The following is an 18,238-nucleotide window of genomic DNA, read 5'->3' as shown; positions in this document are numbered from 1 at the left end:
GCTGGGCTTCGGCGGGCAGGACCCGAGCAACATCGAGGACATGTTCGACCTGAAGTACCGGGGTGCCCGCTTCTCCCTCGGCTACGGCGCCTGCCCGGACCTGGAGGACCGCGCCAAGATCGCCGGGCTGCTCAAGCCCGAGCGGATCGGCGTCCACCTGTCCGAGGAGTTCCAGCTGCACCCCGAGCAGTCCACGGACGCCATCGTGATCCACCACCCCGAGGCCAAGTACTTCAACGCCCGGTGACACCCCGCCGACACGCCCGCCGCCCAGGCCGTCCCAGGCGCACCTGAAGGCCCTCCTGGCCTGCGGCGGGGGTGTTTTGGGGGTACCCCGGAGCTCCAGCGATAAACAAGGGCATTTCGACGGCCGCAGACGTACACTGGTCGGCCCACCGCAGGCCGGTTCCCGCTCGGGAGCCGGCCTGACCGTCCCTCAAGGAGGTGCGCCGGATGACCAGCACGGTCCCCGCGCCAGCGGCCGTCACCCAGGCTCTCGAGTCCGCTCGGGCAGGACAGACCCCAACGGCCGAACAGTCCACCCTGCAGGCGGTGCTCCTCGACATGGACGGCACCCTGGTGGACACCGAAGGCTTCTGGTGGGACGTCGAGGTCGAGGTCTTCGCCGCCCTCGGCCACACCCTGGACGAGTCCTGGCGGCACGTCGTGGTCGGCGGCCCGATGACCCGCAGCGCCGGCTTCCTCATCGAGGCCACCGGCGCCGACATCGCCCTCACCGACCTCATGACGCTGCTCAACGAGGGCTTCGAGGACCGCATCGGCCGCGCCCTGCCGCTGATGCCGGGCGCCGCCCGGCTCCTCGCCGAACTCCACGAGCACGGCATTCCGACGGCTCTGGTCTCCGCCTCCCACCGGCGCATCATCGACCGTGTGCTCACCGTGCTGGGCGCGCACCACTTCACCCTGTCCATCGCCGGCGACGAGGTCTCGCGCACCAAGCCCTACCCGGACCCGTATCTGCTCGCCGCCGCCGGGCTCGGTGTGCACCCCGCCCGGTGCGCCGTGGTCGAGGACACCGCCACCGGCGTCGCCGCCGCCGAGGCCGCCGGGTGCCAGGTGGTCGCCGTCCCCTCCGTAGCCCCCATCACCCCGGGCGACCGGCGCACGGTCATCACCTCGCTCGAAGAGGTCGATCTGGCATTTCTGCGCGCCTTGATGACGGAAGTGCGCTGACCGTTCACCCAGCGTGCAAAGATTTTCTTTGTGTACTTGACAAAATTCCGGGGAAGGTCCACCGGAAGAATTCGAGACCGGTCGATCGGCTGAATTCGGGTAACCTCCATGCGAGTTGGCAGGTGTGAAATTCCCCACTCGCGCCGATCTCGACAACGTTGTCAATCGGTGCTCCCCGGCTCTCCCGCGGGGCGGGCAGCGTGCCCTTGTGTCCCGATTGAGGGGAAGCCGCACGAATCCTGCCGCTGTCGGGTGTTCGGTCTGTCCACACCCGGTCTCGCTGCGTGATGGAGGCTCTGCCCGCACGGCTGTGAACCGCCCTTTGGGCGCGGACTAATCTCATCGCCGAGAACATCGCACCATCCCCGTGGCCCGCCGCAGCACCACCCATGCATGCCGGGTCCACGGATTCGAACAGCTCTGGAGAAACTCCCGCATGAACCGCAAGACTTTGGTGCTGCCGGCAGTGGTCGGCCTCCTCACCCCGGTTCTCGCCGCGTGCGGCGGATCCGACAGCGGGAGCAAGAACGGTGACGCCATCGTCGTCGGCACCACGGACCGGTTCACCGCCACCAAGGACGCCCCCGCACCCGTCGACCCGGCCTACGCCTACGACGAGGCCACGTGGAACGTCCTGCGTCAGACCGTGCAGACCCTGATGGTCCAGCCCAAGGGGGAGGGCGATCCCGTCCCCGAGGCCGCCGAGAGCTGCGGCTTCACCGACAGCGGCAACGAGCGCTACGCCTGCAAGCTGCGTAACGGCCTCAAGTTCGCGAACGGCGACCCGGTGACCGCCGAGGACGTCAAGTACTCCATCGAGCGTGCCCTGCGCATCAAGTCCAGCAGCGGTGTCTCTGCGCTGCTGAACACCATCGACACCATCGAGACGCAGGGCGACCACGACGTCGTCTTCCACCTCAAGACGGCCGACGCCACCTTCCCGTACAAGCTGTCCACCCCGGTCGCGGGCATCGTCAATCCCAAGAACTACCCGAAGGGCAAACTCCGCGACGGCTTCGCCATCGACGGCTCCGGCCCGTACACCGTCAAGATCGACGTGAACAACAACACGGGCGCCAGCGCGACCTTCACCAAGAACCCCAACTACAAGGGCAGCCTGCAGGTCAGCAACAGCCAGGTCGTGCTGCGCACGTTCGACACCGCCGAGGCGATGGGCGCCGCCATCGACAAGGGCGACATCGACGTCATGACCCACACCATGACGCCGGCCCAGATCCGTCGGCTCGACGCGGGCACCGACCACAACGTCGACCTCGTCGACATGCCGGGGCTCGAGATCCGCTACCTGGCCTTCGAAACCAATGCCCCGAGCGTGAAGTCCAAGGCCGTCCGCCAGGCCATGGCCCAGCTCATCGACCGCGGCGAACTCGTCTCCAAGGTCTACGGTATCCAGGCCGAGCCGCTGTACTCGCTGGTCCCGGCGACCGTCACCGGCCACTCCAACTCGTTCTTCAACAAGTACGGCAACCCGAGCGTCGCGAAGGCACAGGACCTGCTGGCCAAGGCCGGCATCACCACGCCGGTGAAGCTGACCCTGCACTACTCGACCGACCACTACGGCGCCGCGACCAAGCGGGAGTTCCAGGTCCTGCAGAAGCAGCTCAACGACAGCGGCCTGTTCCAGGCAGCCATCCAGGGCCACCCCTGGGCGACCTACCGTCCTGCCGAGCAGAAGGGCGAGTACGACGTCTACGGCATGGGCTGGTTCCCCGACTTCCCGGACGCCGACAACTTCCTCGCGCCCTTCCTCGACAAGGACAACTTCCTCGGCTCGCCGTACTCCAACCCAACGATCCAGCGCACCCTGATCCCGGCGTCCCGCCGCGAGGCCGACCGGAGCAACGCCGCCAGCAGCCTGACGGCGATCCAGGACATCGTCGCCGAGGACGTCCCGGTCCTGCCGCTGTGGCAGGGCAAGCAGTACGTCGCCGCACGGAACGACATCACCGGCATCTCCTACGCCCTGAACGCCTCATCCACCCTTCAGCTGTGGGAGCTCGGCCGCGGTGTGAGCGGCTGACGGCTCTCTCATCCGGGGGCCAGGGACGGCTGCCCCGGACAACCCGGGGCCAGGACGGCGGCCCCGGGATGACGAACCGACGACAAGGCACATTTCAAGTGAACATGCGCAACCAGTGGCCAGTCCTGCCCATCGTGGCGGGGCTGGCCTCCGGCCTGTTGACAGGCTGCGGCTCGGGGTCCGGTGATTCCGGGGGCACCGGCTCCTCCGTGGTGATGGGGATGTCCGACGACGTCCTCGCCACGGACCCGGCATCCGGCTATGACCCCGGTTCCTGGCTGTTGTTCAACAACGTCTTCCAATCCCTGCTCAGCTTCCCCAAGGGAGCGACGCAGCCCCAGCCCGAGGTGGCGAAGGACTGCGCCTTCACCGACACCCAGGCCATGGTCTACAAGTGCGAACTCAAGGACGGCCTGAAGTTCAGCAACGGTGACGCCCTCACCTCCGAGGACGTGAAGTTCTCCTTCGACCGCATGCTGAAGATCAACGACTCCGCCGGCCCCGCCATCATGTTCCCGCTGCTCGACAAGGTCGAGACACCGGACGCGAAGACCGTCGTCTTCAGGATGAAGGCCCCGGACGCCACCTTCCCCAGCAAGATCGCCTCCGGTGCCGGTTCCATCGTCGACCACCGGCAGTACGACGCGAACGGCCTGCGCACCGACGGCAAGGCGGTCGGCTCCGGCCCCTACAAGCTGGACTCCTTCGACAAGGACAAGGCCGTCTTCTCCGTCAACGGCAAGTACGAGGGCACCGCCAAGGTCAAGAACTCCGGCGTCACCCTGAAGTTCTTCCACGGCGACCGCGCCGCCCTGAAGAAGGCCCTCCTCGACGGCGGCATCGACATCGCCTACCGAGGTCTGTCCGCCTCCGACGTCGCCGGCCTCGACCAGCAGGACGGCAAGGGCGTGGACGTCATCGAAGGCAGCAGCGCCGAGGTCCAGCACCTGGTCTTCAACATGAAGGACCCGGTCACCGGAAAGCTCGGCGTCCGCAAGGCCATCGCCTACCTCATCGACCGCGACGCCCTGATCAACAACGTCTACCAGGGCACCGCCGCCCCGCTGTACTCGATCATCCCGGCGGGCATCGCCGGCCACAACACGGCCTTCTTCGACACCTACGGCGCCCGCCCCTCCCGGGACAAGGCCGCCGCCGCGCTGCAGGCCGAGGGCATCACCGGCAAGGTCAAGCTCACCCTGTGGTCCACGCCCTCCCGCTACGGCCCCGCCACCGACGAGGAGCTGAAGGCCATCGCCGGTCAGCTCAACGCGAGCGGGCTGTTCGAGGCCGACGTGAAGTCCGTCGCCTTCGACCAGTACGAGAAGGACATCGCCCAGGGCAAGTACGGCGTGTACGTCAAGGGCTGGGTGCCTGACTACCCGGACGCCGACAACTTCACCGCGCCCTTCTTCGGCAAGGGCAACGTGCTGGGCAACAACTACACCAACCGCACCATCACCGGCTCCCTCATCCCGAGCACGGCCGCGCAGAGCGACCGCAGCGCGACCGACAAGGACTTCGGCCGCCTCCAGGACATCGTCGCCGCCGAACTGCCCGTCCTGCCGGTGTGGCAGGCCAAGCAGTACGCGGTCGTCCGCGACGGCGTCTACGGCCTGGAGTACTGCCTGGACGCCTCGACCGTCTTCCGGTTCTGGGAACTCAGCAAGGACTGAGCCCGCTCACGCCGGAGGGCGCCCTTCCCGCGGGGGGAAGGGCGCCCTCCGGCGCCGTACCCACCGGCCGTGCCGGGCGGTCCGCGCGGCCTGCCGTGCCTACTGGGCGCCGGGACGCACCAGCCCGCTCTCGTACGCGTACACCGCCGCCTGCACCCGGTCCCTCAGCCCCAGCTTCGTCAGCACATGCCCCACATGGGTCTTGACCGTGGTCTCGCTGACGAACAGATCGGCCGCGATCTCCGCGTTCGACAGGCCGCGCGCCACCAGCTTCAGCACCTCCACCTCACGGTCGGTGAGCGTGTGCAGGGTGTCCGGCACGGGCTCCTCTCCGGAGGGCAGATGCGTCGCGTACTTGTCCAGCAGCCGGCGCGTGATGCTCGGCGCCAGCATCGCCTCGCCCGCCGCCACGACCCGGATCGCCTGCACCAGTTCGTTGGCGGGCGCGTCCTTCAGCAGGAAGCCGCTCGCCCCGGCGCGCAGCGCCTCCACCACGTACTCGTCCAGGTCGAACGTGGTCAGCACCAGCACCTTCGCCGGGCCGTCGCGCCCCGGCCCGGTGATCTGCCGGGTGGCCTCCACACCGTCCATCCGGGGCATGCGGATGTCCATCAGCACGACATCCGGCTGCAGGGCCCGCACCTGGTCGAGAGCCTGAAGGCCGTCACCGGCCTCGCCCACGACCGCGATGTCCTGCTCGGCCTCCAGGATCATCCGGAACCCGGTACGCAGCAGCGGCTGGTCGTCGACCAGTAGGACGCGGATGGCCACGTGACACTCCTTCGCTAGTCCGGCCCCATTCTGCCCTGCGACACCTCGTCCGATCCGGCCGCCCTCACCGGCAGCGGATACGGCGGGGGAGTGCCGCCGAACTCCGGGCAGTGCACCTGGTGGTCGCACCAGCCGCACAGCTTGGTCGGCCGGGGCCGCCAGTTCCCGCTCTCCGTCGCGTGCCGGATCGCCTCCCACAGCGCGAGCAGCTTGCGCTCCACCCGCTCCAGGTCCGCGAGGACCGGGTCGTACGTCAGCACGTCCCCGCTGCCCAGATACACCAGCTGCAGCCGGCGCGGGACCACCCGCTTCAGCCGCCACACCACGAGGGCGTAGAACTTCATCTGGAACAGCGCCCCCTCCGCGTACTCCGGGCGCGGCGCCTTACCCGTCTTGTAGTCGACGATCCGCACCTCACCGGTGGGCGCCACGTCGACCCGGTCGATGATGCCGCGCAGCCGCAGCCCCGACTCCAGCTCGGCCTCCACGAACAGCTCGCGCTCGGCAGGCTCCAGCCGCGTCGGATCCTCCAGTGTGAACCAGCGCTCCACCAGCCGCTCGGCCTCACCGAGCCACTGCGCCAGCCGCTCGCCCTGCGCATCGTCGGCGAACAGCTCACCGACCTCCGGCCTGCTCTCCCTGAGCCGGTCCCACTGCCCAGGGATCAGCGACTTGGCCCGCGGCGCCGTCCGCTCCCCGGCCGGCGCGTCGAAGAGCCGCTCCAGCACCGCGTGCACCAGCGTGCCCCGCGTCGCCGCCTCGCTCGGCTTCTCCGGCAGCCGGTCGATCACCCGGAACCGGTACAACAACGGGCACTGCATGAAGTCACTGGCCCGCGAGGGCGACAGCGAGGTGGGCGCGACCGGCACGCGCTCCGCCTCGCCCGCCGCGCCGCCGCCGACTCCGCCGACTCCGCCGACACCGCCGACTCCGCCGTCCTGGATGCTGCTCTCCATGACCACAGACCTTACGGCCCGCCACTGACAGTGGCCCGATGACGGGCCACCACGACCACGTGACCGCGGGCGGAACACAAAGGGTGCCGGGGCGAAACGTGCCATCAAGGCCGCATACCATCGACTCGAGACCTTCCGCCCGGCAGGCGCGGGAGACGCTTCGAACGAGGGGACACCGTGGACGTGAGCGGCGGTAGCGGGCAGCCGCGGTCCGGCAACGACGAGCCGACCGAGCCCACCCCAGGTCCTGCGGCCCCGGCGACCGGATCCACCGACCACCCCGTGCCGCAGCGCGACGAAGCCCCGCGCCTCCGTAAGACGGACCCGGACGATGCGGACGAAAGGAAGGCTCCGGGCGAAGGGACGGGAGCGGACGGCGGGGCCGAAACGGCCGACGGGGCCGAAGCGGTCGGCACGAGCGACGCCGACGCCGTCCCCCGCGCTGAAGCCGACACCGGCGCCGACACCGGCGCCGACACCGGCGCGGCGGCGTCCGCCGACCACCACCGCTCCCTCGCCCACTCCGGCATCGCCAAGGGCGAACCGCCCCAGCCGCGGCCCAGGGAACCCGGCGGCGGGATCCTCATGGGCCGCCCCTTCGGCGTCCCCGTCTACGTCGCCCCGAGCTGGTTCCTCGTCGCCGCGCTGATCACCTGGGTCTTCGGCGGCCAGCTCGACCGCGTCCTGCCCGAGCTGGGCGCCGCCCGCTACCTGGTCTCCCTGTTCTTCGCGGTCGCCTTCTACGCCTCCGTCCTCGTCCACGAACTGGCCCACACGGTCGCCGCGATCCGCTTCGGGCTCCCGGTCCGCCGCATCCAGCTCCAGTTCTTCGGCGGCGTCTCCGAGATCGAGAAGGAGGCCGAGACCCCCGGCCGCGAATTCGTCCTGGCCTTCGTCGGACCGCTGCTCTCCCTGGTCCTGGCCGGACTGTTCTACCTCGCGATGAAGCCCGTCGAACCCGGCACCGTACCCGGCGTCCTGCTCGCCGGCCTCATGGTCTCCAACCTCCTCGTGGCGATCTTCAACCTGCTGCCCGGACTGCCCCTCGACGGCGGCCGGATGCTCCGCGCCGTCGTCTGGAAGATCACCGGCAGACCCATGAGCGGCACCGTCGCCGCCGCCTGGGTCGGCCGCGCCCTCGCGCTCACCGTCCTGATCGGCCTGCCGCTGCTCAACCAGTCCGGTGCCCTCGGCGACGGCAGCGAGACCACCGGCGGCATGGACACCGTCACCGACGCCCTGCTCGCCGCCATCCTCGCCGCGATCATCTGGACCGGGGCCGGCAACAGCCTGCGCATGGCCCGGCTGCGCGAACACCTGCCCGACCTGCGCGCCCGGACCCTCACCCGGCGCGCCGTACCCGTCCAGACCGACACCCCGCTCTCCGAGGCCCTGCGCCGCGCCAACGCCGCCGGCGCCCGCGCCCTGGTCGTCGTCGACGCCGACGGCAACCCCCTCTCCCTCGTCCGCGAGGCCGCCATCGTCGGCGTACCCGAACACCGCCGGCCCTGGGTGGCCGTCGGAGGCCTCGCCCAGGACCTCACCGACGGCATGCGGGTCTCCGCAGAACTCGCCGGAGAGGACCTGCTCGACGCCCTGCGCGCGACCCCCGCCACCGAGTACCTCGTGGTCGAGCAGACCGGGGAGATCTACGGCGTCCTGTCCGCCGCCGACGTCGAGCGCGCCTTCGTGAAGGCCATGGCCCGGCCCGGCTCCTAGTGGTCGGCGGCCCCCGCAAAGGCCGGTAGTCTGTTCACATGTCCGAACCGACCGGTGCCGCCCGCAGGCGCGGGCCCTTCAAGGTCGGGGACCAGGTTCAGCTGACCGACCCCAAGGGCCGCCACTACACGTTCACGCTCGAAGCCGGGAAGAACTTCCACACCCACAAGGGCTCCTTCCCGCACGACGAACTGATCGGCGCTCCCGAGGGCAGCGTTGTCCGTACCACCGGCAACGTGGCCTACCTCGCGCTGCGCCCCCTGCTCCCCGACTACGTCCTGTCCATGCCCCGCGGGGCAGCCGTCGTGTACCCCAAGGACGCGGGGCAGATCCTCGCCTTCGCCGACATCTTCCCCGGCGCACGCGTCGTCGAGGCCGGCGTCGGCTCCGGCTCGCTCAGCAGCTTCCTGCTGCGCGCCATCGGCGACCAGGGCATGCTGCACTCCTACGAGCGCCGCGAGGACTTCGCCGAGATCGCCAAGCAGAACGTGGAGCGCTACTTCGGCGGCCCCCACCCCGCCTGGCAGCTCACCGTCGGCGACCTCCAGGACAACCTGTCCGACACCGACGTCGACCGCGTCATCCTCGACATGCTCGCCCCCTGGGAGTGCCTGGAGGCCGTCTCCAAAGCGCTCGTCCCCGGCGGCATCCTGTGCTGCTACGTGGCCACCACCACCCAGCTGGCCCGGACCGTCGAGTCCATCCGGGAGATCGGCTGCTTCAACGAGCCGACCGCCTGGGAGACCATGATCCGCAACTGGCACATCGAGGGTCTGGCGGTCCGCCCCGACCACCGGATGATCGGCCACACCGGCTTCCTGCTCACCGCCCGCCGCCTCGCCGACGGCGTCGAGCCGCCCATGCGCCGCCGCCGCCCCGCCAAGGGCGCCTACGGCGAGGACTACGCAGGGCCCAACGCCGACGGCGGCGCCGGCCGCTGACCGGCCGTCCGCCCGCGACCGGCCGACCCGCGCCGGGACGACGCGAGGGCGCCGTGCCCCGGTTCCCGACCGGAACCGGGAACTCCGGCACGGCGCCCGCCCGTTGACAGGGCACCAGGGCCCCGGGGGAATCCCGGACCCCGCCGTTCCCCCGCACTGTGACGTGTGGCACCATGCTGGCCACCCCACCGGCACAGCCCTCACAGGAGACACTCCTAGTGCAGCCATCCGCCGTTCCGGAGCTAGCCCACACCCACACCCGGCCCATCCACTGGGTCGCCACCGCCACCGCCGTAGCCGGCGTGGTCGCCCTCTCCTCCGTCGTGCAGCCCGGCTCGGCCACCGCCGCCCAGCCCGCCTCCGGCACCCAGCCCAGATCCGCCCCCGCGGCCGTCGCCCCGCCCAGTGCCAAAGGCGTCGCCTTCCCGCTGAACTGCGGACCGGTCAAGGCCGTGGTGGTCAAGCAGGCCGGTGGAGACCTCGACGGCGACGGCAGACCGGAAACCGTCGCCGTCGTGCACTGCGACGCCGCCATGGGCACCCCGCCCGATGGCGTCTACGTCCTCACCCGGGGCACCGACGGCCGCAAGGCCCGCGTCGTCGCCACCCTCGTCGACCCCAAGGACCGGCTCACCGTCACCGACTTCGCGCTGCGCGCGCGCACCGTATCGGCCACCCTGCTCGGCTACTCGTCGGACGCCGTGCCCAGTTGCTGCCCCGACGTGAAGACCGCGACGACATGGCGGTGGAACGGCAGCGCCTTCATCCGCTCCACGCCCGACGCGGCCCACAGCGTCTGACCCGCCCGGACCCGGCCGGGGCTCACCCCGCGTCGGGCCCGTACACCTCGACCCCGTCCGAGACCCGGCGCACGTGGATGCACTCGCCGGGACACTCCTTCGCCGAGTCCACCACGTCCGCGAGCAGCGGCAGCGGCACCGGCGTCGTCGCACCCACGGCCTGCAGCAGTTCGTCGTCCGCGCCCTTCACATAGGCCAGCCCGTCGATGTCCAGCTCGAACACCTCGGGCGCGTACTGGACGCAGATCCCGTCGCCGGTACACAGGTCCTGGTCGATCCAGACCTCCAGCGCCTCCCCGCCCAGGGCCTCCTGCTGCACGGTCATCTCTCCTGCCGTAGGTTCACCGGGCGCCCCCGGCGCGATCGCCGGCCGGGTCCGCTCCAGCGGTTGTCGAACACCCAGACCCTACCCTCGCCGTTCGCCCCGCCGTGATCGACCACATCCGGCCACATGTCCCGGTCCCACGGGTTTCCGCCCACGCCCGCCGGGGTACCAGCGCCCGACCGGCAGACACACCGGCGTCCGGCCGGCAGGGCACACCCGACGCCCGGCCAGAAGGGGGCACCAGCCGCAGGGCGATCACTTCACGCCGCACCCGCCGTGACATCGCCCGCCCGAACCGTCGCTCTGCGTGATGACCGTGCGAGCGCCCTGCGGGCTGCCCGCGTACGGGCCAACCAGCTTGGAACGGACAACTCCGGCCAGTCCTGACGGGTATTGACCACTCTGGACACGGAACAACCCGCTTCTGAATCACGTTGAGTGGGTATCCCCTCCGTGCGGGAGGGAGCGCACCGGGTGACCGACGACACACCTTGACAGTCATTGTGATCTAGGGGTTTCAATCGACACCCACCCAGGTAGGGTCTGGAAGCGTCCAGCTCCCCTTGGAGGAGGTGAGGACCGTGGCAGCCCACGACGACGACATGAACCGCGGCATCCGCCCGGGACGAGGGTCCGACGACCCGGCCGGGCAGATCGCCTACCTTGAGCAGGAGATCGCCGTCCTGCGACGCAAGCTCGCCGACTCTCCGCGGCACACGAGGATTCTCGAAGAGCGGATCGTCGAGCTGCAGACCAACCTGGCCGGCGTCTCCGCCCAGAACGAACGCCTGGCCAACACGCTCCGCGAGGCCCGCGACCAGATCGTGGCCCTCAAGGAGGAGGTCGACCGTCTCGCCCAGCCGCCGGCCGGCTTCGGCGTCTTCCTGCAGGCCAACGAGGACGGCACCGCCGACATCTTCACAGGCGGCCGCAAACTCCGGGTGAACGTCAGCCCGAGCATCGACCTCGACGACCTCCGGCGCGGCCAGGAGGTCATGCTCAACGAAGCCCTCAACGTGGTCGACGCCATGGAGTTCGAGCGCGTCGGAGACATCGTCACCCTCAAGGAGATCCTCGAGGACGGCGAACGCGCCCTGGTGCTCGGGCACACCGACGAGGAACGGGTGGTGCGGCTCGCCGAGCCGCTGCTGGACGCCACCATCCGCGCCGGCGACGCCCTCCTGCTCGAACCCCGTTCCGGCTACGTCTACGAGGTCGTGCCCAAGAGCGAGGTCGAGGAGCTCGTCCTCGAAGAGGTCCCCGACATCGGCTACGAGCAGATCGGCGGCCTCACCAACCAGATCGAGGCCATCCGCGACGCGGTCGAGCTGCCGTACCTCTACCCGGACCTCTTCAAGGAGCACGAGCTGCGCCCGCCCAAGGGCGTCCTGCTCTACGGCCCTCCCGGCTGCGGAAAGACGCTCATCGCCAAGGCTGTCGCGAACTCGCTCGCCAAGAAGGTCGCCGAAGTCACCGGCCAGGCCGCCGGCAAGAGCTTCTTCCTCAACATCAAGGGCCCGGAACTGCTCAACAAGTACGTCGGCGAGACCGAGCGGCAGATCCGCCTCGTCTTCCAGCGTGCGCGTGAGAAGGCCAGCGAGGGCACTCCCGTCATCGTCTTCTTCGACGAGATGGAATCCCTCTTCCGCACCCGCGGCTCCGGCGTCAGCTCCGACGTGGAGAACACCATCGTCCCCCAGCTGCTCGCCGAGATCGACGGTGTCGAAGGCCTGGAGAACGTGGTCGTCATCGGCGCCTCCAACCGCGAGGACATGATCGACCCCGCCATCCTGCGTCCCGGCCGCCTCGACGTGAAGATCAAGATCGAGCGTCCCGACGCCGAGGCCGCCAAGGACATCTTCGGCAAGTACCTGACCGAGCGCCTCCCGCTCCACGCGGACGACCTCGGTGAGCACGGCGGCGACAAGGCCACGACCGTCCAGAGCATGATCCAGACGGCGGTCGAGCAGATGTACGCCGAATCCGAGGAGAACCGCTTCCTGGAAGTCACCTATGCCAACGGTGACAAGGAAGTCCTCTACTTCAAGGACTTCAACTCCGGCGCCATGATCGAGAACATCGTGGGCCGCGCCAAGAAGATGGCGATCAAGGACTTCCTGGAGAAGAACCAGAAGGGCCTGCGCGTCTCCCACCTCCTCCAGGCCTGCGTGGACGAGTTCAAGGAGAACGAGGACCTCCCCAACACCACCAACCCGGACGACTGGGCCCGCATCTCCGGAAAGAAGGGCGAACGGATCGTCTACATCCGCACCCTCATCACCGGAAAGCAGGGCGCCGACACCGGACGCTCCATCGACACGGTGGCGAATACCGGCCAGTACCTCTGACGGCGGGGCGGCTGCGGGTGCCCACCACGGGCACCCGCAGCCGCTGCTTTTCCGCCCACGACCGGAGCAGGCAATGACGCAAATGATCTCCCCACCAGCGCAAAGGCGTTCTAGGCTCTGTCCTACCGCCGAGTCGCGCAGTGCGGGGACGGGCACCGCACACGCACCGGAGCGCCAGCGGTACGTCAGCGGCGCCCACGACCGAGGGTGCCGCCGGGCAAGGAGGGCCGCATGACCGTACGGCGAGTAATGGGCATCGAGACGGAGTACGGCATCTCCGTCCCCGGCCACCCCAACGCCAATGCCATGCTCACCTCGTCCCAGATCGTCAACGCCTACGCGGCGGCGATGCACCGGGCCCGCCGGGCCCGCTGGGACTTCGAGGAGGAGAACCCGCTGCGGGACGCGCGAGGCTTCGACCTCGCCCGCGAGGCCGCCGACGCCAGCCAGCTCACCGACGAGGACATCGGCCTGGCCAACGTGATCCTCACCAACGGTGCGCGACTGTACGTCGACCACGCCCACCCGGAGTACAGCGCCCCCGAGGTCACCAATCCGCGCGACGCCGTCCTCTGGGACAAGGCCGGCGAACGCATCATGGCGGAGGCCGCGGAGCGGGCGGCCCAGCTCCCCGGAGCCCAGCCCATCCACCTCTACAAGAACAACACCGACAACAAGGGCGCCTCCTACGGCACGCACGAGAACTACCTGATGAAGCGGGAGACCCCCTTCTCGGACATCGTGCGCCACCTCACCCCGTTCTTCGTCTCCCGCCAGGTCTTCGCCGGCGCCGGCCGTGTCGGCATCGGCCAGGACGGCCACGAACACGGCTTCCAGATCAGCCAGCGCGCCGACTACTTCGAGGTCGAGGTCGGCCTGGAGACGACCCTGAAGCGGCCCATCATCAACACCCGCGACGAGCCGCACGCGGACGCGGAGAAGTACCGCCGCCTGCACGTGATCATCGGCGACGCGAACCTCTCCGAGATCTCCACGTACCTGAAACTCGGCACGACAGCCCTGGTGCTGTCCATGATCGAAGACGGCTTCATCGCCGTCGACCTCGCCGTGGACCAGCCCGTACGCACCCTCCACCAGGTCTCCCACGACCCCGGCCTGAAGCGGCTGATCACTCTCCGCAGTGGTCGCACGCTCACCGCCGTCCAACTCCAGATGGAGTACTTCGAACTGTCCCGCAAGTACGTGGAGGAGCGCTTCGGGGCCGACGCCGACGAACAGACCAAGGATGTCCTCTCCCGCTGGGAGGACACTCTCAACCGGCTCGAGAACGACCCGATGAGCCTCGCAGGCGAACTCGACTGGGTCGCCAAGCGCGAACTCATGGAGGGCTACCGCCGCCGCGACGGCCTCGACTGGGACGCCGCCCGGCTCCACCTCGTCGACCTCCAGTACGCCGATGTACGCGCCGAGAAGGGCCTCTACAACCGCCTGGCGGCCCGCGGACGCATCAAGCGGCTCCTGGACGAGTCCGAGGTCGATCGAGCCCGTACGAAGCCGCCGGAGGACACGCGCGCGTACTTCCGCGGGCGCTGCCTTGAGCAGTACGCGGACGATGTGGCGGCGGCGAGCTGGGACTCCGTGATCTTCGACCTCCCGGGCCGGGACTCCCTCCAGCGCGTCCCAACCCTGGAACCGCTACGCGGAACGCGAAATCACGTCAAGGAGCTGCTGGACCGCTGCCGCACCGCGGAAGACCTGGTCAGGGTCCTGTCCGGCAGCTGAGCGCGCTCGCGGGCCCGTGCACCACCCCGGGCGGACAGGGTGGAAATCCCGCCGCCCGGGAATCATCGAAGCAGGCCCCGTATGTTGGAGAAACTGCGGGGCCGATGTCGGACCCGGCTTGTAGGGTCTGATCATCACCGATCGGCAGGCGAACTGAGCGGGGTGAGGGTTATGGCGACCAAGGACACCGGCGGCGGCCAGCAGAAGGCCACGCGTTCCACCGAGGAGATCGAGGAGCAGGCGCAGGACGCGCAGGCCTCGGAAGACCTCAAGGAGCGACACGAGAAGCTGAGCGATGACGTGGACTCGGTACTGGACGAGATCGATGACGTCTTGGAGGAGAACGCCGAGGACTTCGTTCGTAGTTTCGTTCAAAAGGGCGGCGAGTAGCCTTCGAATTGAAGGCGGTGGGGGCGCTCGAGTTGGCAAGTGAAGAGGGTCTGAAACGCTGTGCGCGGTGTGGTGAGAACAAGCCGCGCGCAGCCTTCCACCGCAGGCGGTCCCATCTCGATGGCCTGCAGCAGCACTGCAGGGATTGCGCGTCGGACTGTCACCGGAGGCGTCAGGAGAGCCTGGGGCGGAAGGTGCGTCCGAGGGCCGACGTGCCCTACGGGCACAAGCTCTGTCTGAGGAGCGGCGAGATCAGGCCGTGGAGCGAGTGGCACCGCAATGCGTCCGCTTCGGACGGACTCTCAACGCGCTGCAAGGCATGTCGCGCGGCCGAGGGGCGAGCGAATCACCTGAAACGCAACCACGGCCTGACCGAAGCCGAACGTGACGCCATGGTCGCCGCTCAGCGTGGACTCTGTGCGATCTGCCTGGACGCCCCCGCTGTGCATGTGGATCACTGCCACACGACGGGTAGGGTCCGTGGCGTACTGTGCTTCAACTGCAACTCGGCCATCGGCAAATGGGGAGACGACCCCGACGCCGTACGCCGGGCAGCTGCCTATCTGGAAGGAAACCTGTGGAAGCCAACACTCGTAGCACCGGGCGTCTACCAGCTGCCTTCCTGACGCCTGGGTCCGCCTCGTTCATGGACTTCCTGTCCGAGCACCAGCCCGAGCTGCTGCCCGGCAACCGGCAGCTTCCGCCCACGCAGGGGGTGATCGAGGCGCCGCACGGGACGACCATCGTGGCCGTCACGTTCCCCGGGGGCGTGGTGCTCGCCGGTGACCGTCGGGCGACCATGGGCAATGTGATCGCCCAGCGGGACATCGAGAAGGTGTTCCCGGCGGACGAGTACTCGGCCGTCGGTATCGCCGGCACCGCCGGTCTCGCCGTGGAGATGGTGAAGCTCTTCCAGCTGGAGCTGGAGCACTTCGAGAAGGTCGAAGGTGCTCAGCTGTCGCTGGAGGGCAAGGCGAACCGGCTGTCGACGATGATCCGTTCCAACCTCGGCATGGCGATGCAGGGTCTGGCCGTGGTCCCGCTGTTCGCCGGGTACGACCTGGACCGGGACAAGGGGCGGATCTTCTCCTACGACGTCACGGGCGGCCGGTCCGAGGAGCAGAACTTCGCGGCGACGGGCTCGGGCTCGATCTTCGCCCGCGGTGCGATGAAGAAGCTGTTCCGTGACGACCTGACCGAGGAGCAGGCCACGACCCTGGTGGTCCAGGCGCTGTACGACGCGGCTGACGACGACTCGGCGACCGGTGGTCCCGATGTCGCCCGCCGGATCTACCCGATCATCACGGTGATCACCGACGACGGTTTCCGCCGGCTGACGGAGGAGGAGTCCTCCGGGCTCTCACGCGCGGTGCTCCAGCGGCGTCTGGAGGAGCCGGACGGTCCGAAGGCCGCCCTGCTCTGAGCGCGGGCCCGGTTCTTGTCGAAGGTGATCCAGTGACCATCACAGAAAGGGACGGATAACCGGTGTCGACGCCGTTCTATGTCTCACCCCAGCAGGCCATGGCCGACCGGGCGGAGTACGCCCGTAAGGGCATCGCCCGAGGCCGCAGTCTGGTCGTGCTGCAGTATGCCGACGGCATTGTGTTCGTCGGTGAGAACCCGTCCCGTGCGCTGCACAAGTTCAGCGAGATCTATGACCGGATCGGTTTCGCGGCGGCCGGGAAGTACAACGAGTACGAGAATCTGCGGATCGGCGGTGTGCGGTACGCCGATCTTCGCGGGTACACGTACGACCGCGACGATGTGACCGCGCGTGGCCTGGCGAACGTGTACGCGCAGACGCTGGGAACGATCTTCTCGTCGGCGGCGGAGAAGCCGTACGAGGTGGAGCTGGTGGTCGCCGAGGTGGGGGAGACCCCGGAGGGTGACCAGATCTACCGGCTGCCGCACGACGGTTCGATCGTGGACGAGCACGGTTCGGTCGCGGTCGGCGGCAATGCGGAGCTGATCAGCAACTACCTGGACCAGCGTCATCAGGACGGGATGAGTCTGGCCGAGGCGCTGAAGCTGGCGGTGCAGGCCCTGTCCCGCGAGTCGAACGGTTCGCAGCGGGAGATTCCGGCCGAGCGTCTGGAGGTCGCGGTCCTGGACCGTACACGTCCGCAGAAGCGCAAGTTCAAGCGCATCGTCGGCCGTGAGCTGGCGCGCCTGCTGGAGGCGGAGGGCGCGGCGAGCGAGGCGGAGTCCTCTGAGTCGGAGGCGGAGTCCGGGGAGGAGTAGTCCCCCCCTTCCGCTGTGGTGGGCCCCGGTCGGTGCTTCCGGCCGGGGCCCGTCACGTTCAGAGGGTGCGCGGCGGTGCCGTGGAGCCGCGTACGACGAGTTCCACCGGGATGTCGCCGCCGTGCGGCTCGCGGCCCTCCAGGACGGCCATGAGGGCGTGCATGCCGCGTTCGCCGAAGAGCTCGGCGTCCAGGCGCACGGTCGTGAGTTCGGGGTCGATGGCGGTGGCCAGGGCGAGGTCGTCGAGGCCGGTGACGGAGACGTCGTCGGGGACGCGCAGGCCGAGGCGGCGCAGGGCCTTGTAGGCGCCGGCGGCGAGTTTGTCGTCGTCGCAGACGATCGCCGTGGGCCGGGGGCCGGGGGTGGTGAGTGCGCTCTCGGTGGCCGTCCGGGCGCCTTCGATGGAGATGGGGGCGCGGGCGATGCGGATCTCGGTGCCCGGTACGACGGCCATGCGGGCGGCCAGTTCGCGGGCGCGTACCTCGAAGGTCCAGGAGGGGACGTCGGCGGCCAGGTGCAGGACGCGGCGGTGGCCGAGGCCGAGCAGGTGTTCGGTGACCTGGCGGACGCCGTCGGCGATGTCCAGGTTGACCGTGGCCGCGCCGAGGCTGCCCTCGGGGTCGCTGTCGAGCATGACGAGGGGGAGCTGGTCGCCGCGGATGGCGGTGAGGGCGTCGGCGGCCATGGAAGAGGCGATGACGCCGTCGAGGGCGGTCTGTGCGGAGGCGAACGGGTCGCGGGCGGGGCCGATGCCTTCGGGGGAGGGGTAGAGCACCACGCCGAAGCCGTGCTCAGCGGCGACGCGGGCGGCGCCGGTGTAGACGCCGGCGAAGAACTCCGTGGTCAGGGCCGGTACGACGAGCAGGACCGTGCGGGTGCGGCCCAGGCGCAGGTTGCGGGCGGCGAGGTTGGGGCGGTAGCCGAGGTCGCGCGCGGCCTCCCGCACCCGTTCGGCGGTGGTCTCGGAGACCCGGCCACGCCATTTGTCGCCCAGGACGAGCGAGACGGCCGCCTGTGAGACTCCGGCCGCCTGGGCGACGTCACGGCTGGTCGGGCGCGTGCTGCTGTGTGCCACCGCGGTGCGCTCCCCTTG

17 protein-coding genes are annotated in these 18,238 nt (G+C 69.4%); 13 read left to right on the top strand and 4 right to left on the bottom strand.

Annotation, left to right across the window (positions count from 1 at the left end):
• The 4 genes from K7G59_RS24100 to K7G59_RS24085 all read left to right on the top strand — a co-directional run.
• The coding region (locus K7G59_RS24100) for a vitamin B12 dependent-methionine synthase activation domain-containing protein (protein ID WP_225837574.1) at positions 1-247 on the top strand (247 nt) is incomplete at its 5' end.
• A gap of 206 nt (positions 248-453) precedes the next feature.
• Positions 454-1,194 (top strand): HAD family phosphatase, encoded by a 741-nt coding sequence (locus K7G59_RS24095; protein WP_225837573.1) that lies wholly within the window; start codon positions 454-456, stop codon positions 1,192-1,194.
• A 436-nt stretch (positions 1,195-1,630) separates the two neighbouring features.
• Entirely contained in the window at positions 1,631-3,235 is a 1,605-nt protein-coding gene (locus tag K7G59_RS24090; protein WP_225837572.1) for an ABC transporter substrate-binding protein, read from the top strand.
• A 98-nt stretch (positions 3,236-3,333) separates the two neighbouring features.
• On the top strand, positions 3,334-4,911 hold the full coding sequence (locus tag K7G59_RS24085; protein ID WP_225837571.1) for an ABC transporter substrate-binding protein: 1,578 nt from the start codon (positions 3,334-3,336) through the stop codon (positions 4,909-4,911).
• Between the two features lie 99 nt (positions 4,912-5,010).
• On the opposite strand, the gene K7G59_RS24080 is transcribed toward K7G59_RS24085, so the two are convergent.
• Together K7G59_RS24080 and K7G59_RS24075 are read right to left on the bottom strand one after the other, a co-directional pair.
• Positions 5,011-5,682 (bottom strand): response regulator transcription factor, encoded by a 672-nt coding sequence (locus K7G59_RS24080; RefSeq protein ID WP_014671700.1) that lies wholly within the window; start codon positions 5,680-5,682, stop codon positions 5,011-5,013.
• Positions 5,683-5,696: 14 nt separating this feature from the next.
• Positions 5,697-6,638 carry a RecB family exonuclease gene (locus K7G59_RS24075; protein WP_225837569.1) on the bottom strand — a complete coding sequence of 314 codons (942 nt, stop codon included), beginning with the start codon at positions 6,636-6,638 and terminating at the stop codon, positions 5,697-5,699.
• A 177-nt stretch (positions 6,639-6,815) separates the two neighbouring features.
• On the opposite strand from K7G59_RS24075, the gene K7G59_RS24070 reads away from it, so the two are divergent.
• The 3 genes from K7G59_RS24070 to K7G59_RS24060 all read left to right on the top strand — a co-directional run bounded on the left by K7G59_RS24070 (position 6,816) and on the right by K7G59_RS24060 (position 10,098).
• A complete protein-coding gene (locus K7G59_RS24070) occupies positions 6,816-8,357 on the top strand; it encodes a site-2 protease family protein (protein ID WP_225837567.1) in 1,542 nt (513 codons plus the stop codon).
• 38 nt (positions 8,358-8,395) lie between these two features.
• Positions 8,396-9,298, top strand: a complete 903-nt coding sequence (locus K7G59_RS24065) for a tRNA (adenine-N1)-methyltransferase (protein WP_030608343.1) — start codon at positions 8,396-8,398, stop codon at positions 9,296-9,298.
• A 218-nt stretch (positions 9,299-9,516) separates the two neighbouring features.
• Positions 9,517-10,098: a hypothetical protein gene (locus K7G59_RS24060; RefSeq protein WP_225837565.1), complete on the top strand. Its 582-nt coding sequence runs from the start codon at positions 9,517-9,519 to the stop codon at positions 10,096-10,098.
• Positions 10,099-10,120: 22 nt separating this feature from the next.
• On the opposite strand, the gene K7G59_RS24055 is transcribed toward K7G59_RS24060, so the two are convergent.
• Positions 10,121-10,423 (bottom strand): ferredoxin, encoded by a 303-nt coding sequence (locus tag K7G59_RS24055; protein WP_225837563.1) that lies wholly within the window; start codon positions 10,421-10,423, stop codon positions 10,121-10,123.
• Positions 10,424-11,004: 581 nt separating this feature from the next.
• Here K7G59_RS24055 and arc point away from each other — a divergent pair.
• The 6 genes from arc to prcA all read left to right on the top strand — a co-directional run bounded on the left by arc (position 11,005) and on the right by prcA (position 17,145).
• Positions 11,005-12,771, top strand: coding sequence for a proteasome ATPase (arc, locus tag K7G59_RS24050; protein WP_225837561.1), 1,767 nt, complete (start codon positions 11,005-11,007; stop codon positions 12,769-12,771).
• Positions 12,772-13,002: 231 nt separating this feature from the next.
• Entirely contained in the window at positions 13,003-14,514 is a 1,512-nt protein-coding gene (gene dop / locus K7G59_RS24045) for a depupylase/deamidase Dop (RefSeq protein WP_374114268.1), read from the top strand.
• A gap of 171 nt (positions 14,515-14,685) precedes the next feature.
• Positions 14,686-14,904: a ubiquitin-like protein Pup gene (locus K7G59_RS24040; protein ID WP_225837558.1), complete on the top strand. Its 219-nt coding sequence runs from the start codon at positions 14,686-14,688 to the stop codon at positions 14,902-14,904.
• A 32-nt stretch (positions 14,905-14,936) separates the two neighbouring features.
• On the top strand, positions 14,937-15,530 hold the full coding sequence (locus K7G59_RS24035; RefSeq protein ID WP_225837579.1) for an endonuclease VII domain-containing protein: 594 nt from the start codon (positions 14,937-14,939) through the stop codon (positions 15,528-15,530).
• The gene (gene prcB / locus K7G59_RS24030) at positions 15,482-16,327 is read left to right on the top strand and encodes a proteasome subunit beta (protein WP_225837556.1); all 846 of its coding nucleotides are present in this window, start codon (positions 15,482-15,484) and stop codon (positions 16,325-16,327) included. Before K7G59_RS24035 ends, prcB begins: the two co-directional genes overlap by 49 nt.
• Before the next feature lie 62 nt (positions 16,328-16,389).
• On the top strand, positions 16,390-17,145 hold the full coding sequence (gene prcA / locus K7G59_RS24025) for a proteasome subunit alpha (RefSeq protein ID WP_225837554.1): 756 nt from the start codon (positions 16,390-16,392) through the stop codon (positions 17,143-17,145).
• A gap of 58 nt (positions 17,146-17,203) precedes the next feature.
• Here prcA and K7G59_RS24020 read toward each other — a convergent pair whose 3' ends face one another.
• A complete protein-coding gene (locus K7G59_RS24020; RefSeq protein ID WP_225837552.1) occupies positions 17,204-18,220 on the bottom strand; it encodes a LacI family DNA-binding transcriptional regulator in 1,017 nt (338 codons plus the stop codon).
• Between the last annotated feature and the right edge of the window lie 18 nt (positions 18,221-18,238).

The organism is Streptomyces sp. NK08204 (assembly GCF_020400585.1).
GTDB lineage: Bacteria > Actinomycetota > Actinomycetes > Streptomycetales > Streptomycetaceae > Streptomyces.
Note: the sequence above shows the minus strand (reverse complement) of the source record. Positions and strands in the feature narration are given on the sequence as shown.

Coding starts and splice junctions, on each gene's coding strand:
- K7G59_RS24095 (WP_225837573.1), top strand. CDS start 454: ATGACCAGCACGGTCCCCGCGCCAGCGGCCGTCACCCAGGCTCTCGAG.
- K7G59_RS24090 (WP_225837572.1), top strand. CDS start 1,631: ATGAACCGCAAGACTTTGGTGCTGCCGGCAGTGGTCGGCCTCCTCACC.
- K7G59_RS24075 (WP_225837569.1), bottom strand. CDS start 6,638: ATGGAGAGCAGCATCCAGGACGGCGGAGTCGGCGGTGTCGGCGGAGTC.
- K7G59_RS24065 (WP_030608343.1), top strand. CDS start 8,396: ATGTCCGAACCGACCGGTGCCGCCCGCAGGCGCGGGCCCTTCAAGGTC.
- K7G59_RS24055 (WP_225837563.1), bottom strand. CDS start 10,423: ATGACCGTGCAGCAGGAGGCCCTGGGCGGGGAGGCGCTGGAGGTCTGG.
- dop (WP_374114268.1), top strand. CDS start 13,003: ATGACCGTACGGCGAGTAATGGGCATCGAGACGGAGTACGGCATCTCC.
- K7G59_RS24040 (WP_225837558.1), top strand. CDS start 14,686: ATGGCGACCAAGGACACCGGCGGCGGCCAGCAGAAGGCCACGCGTTCC.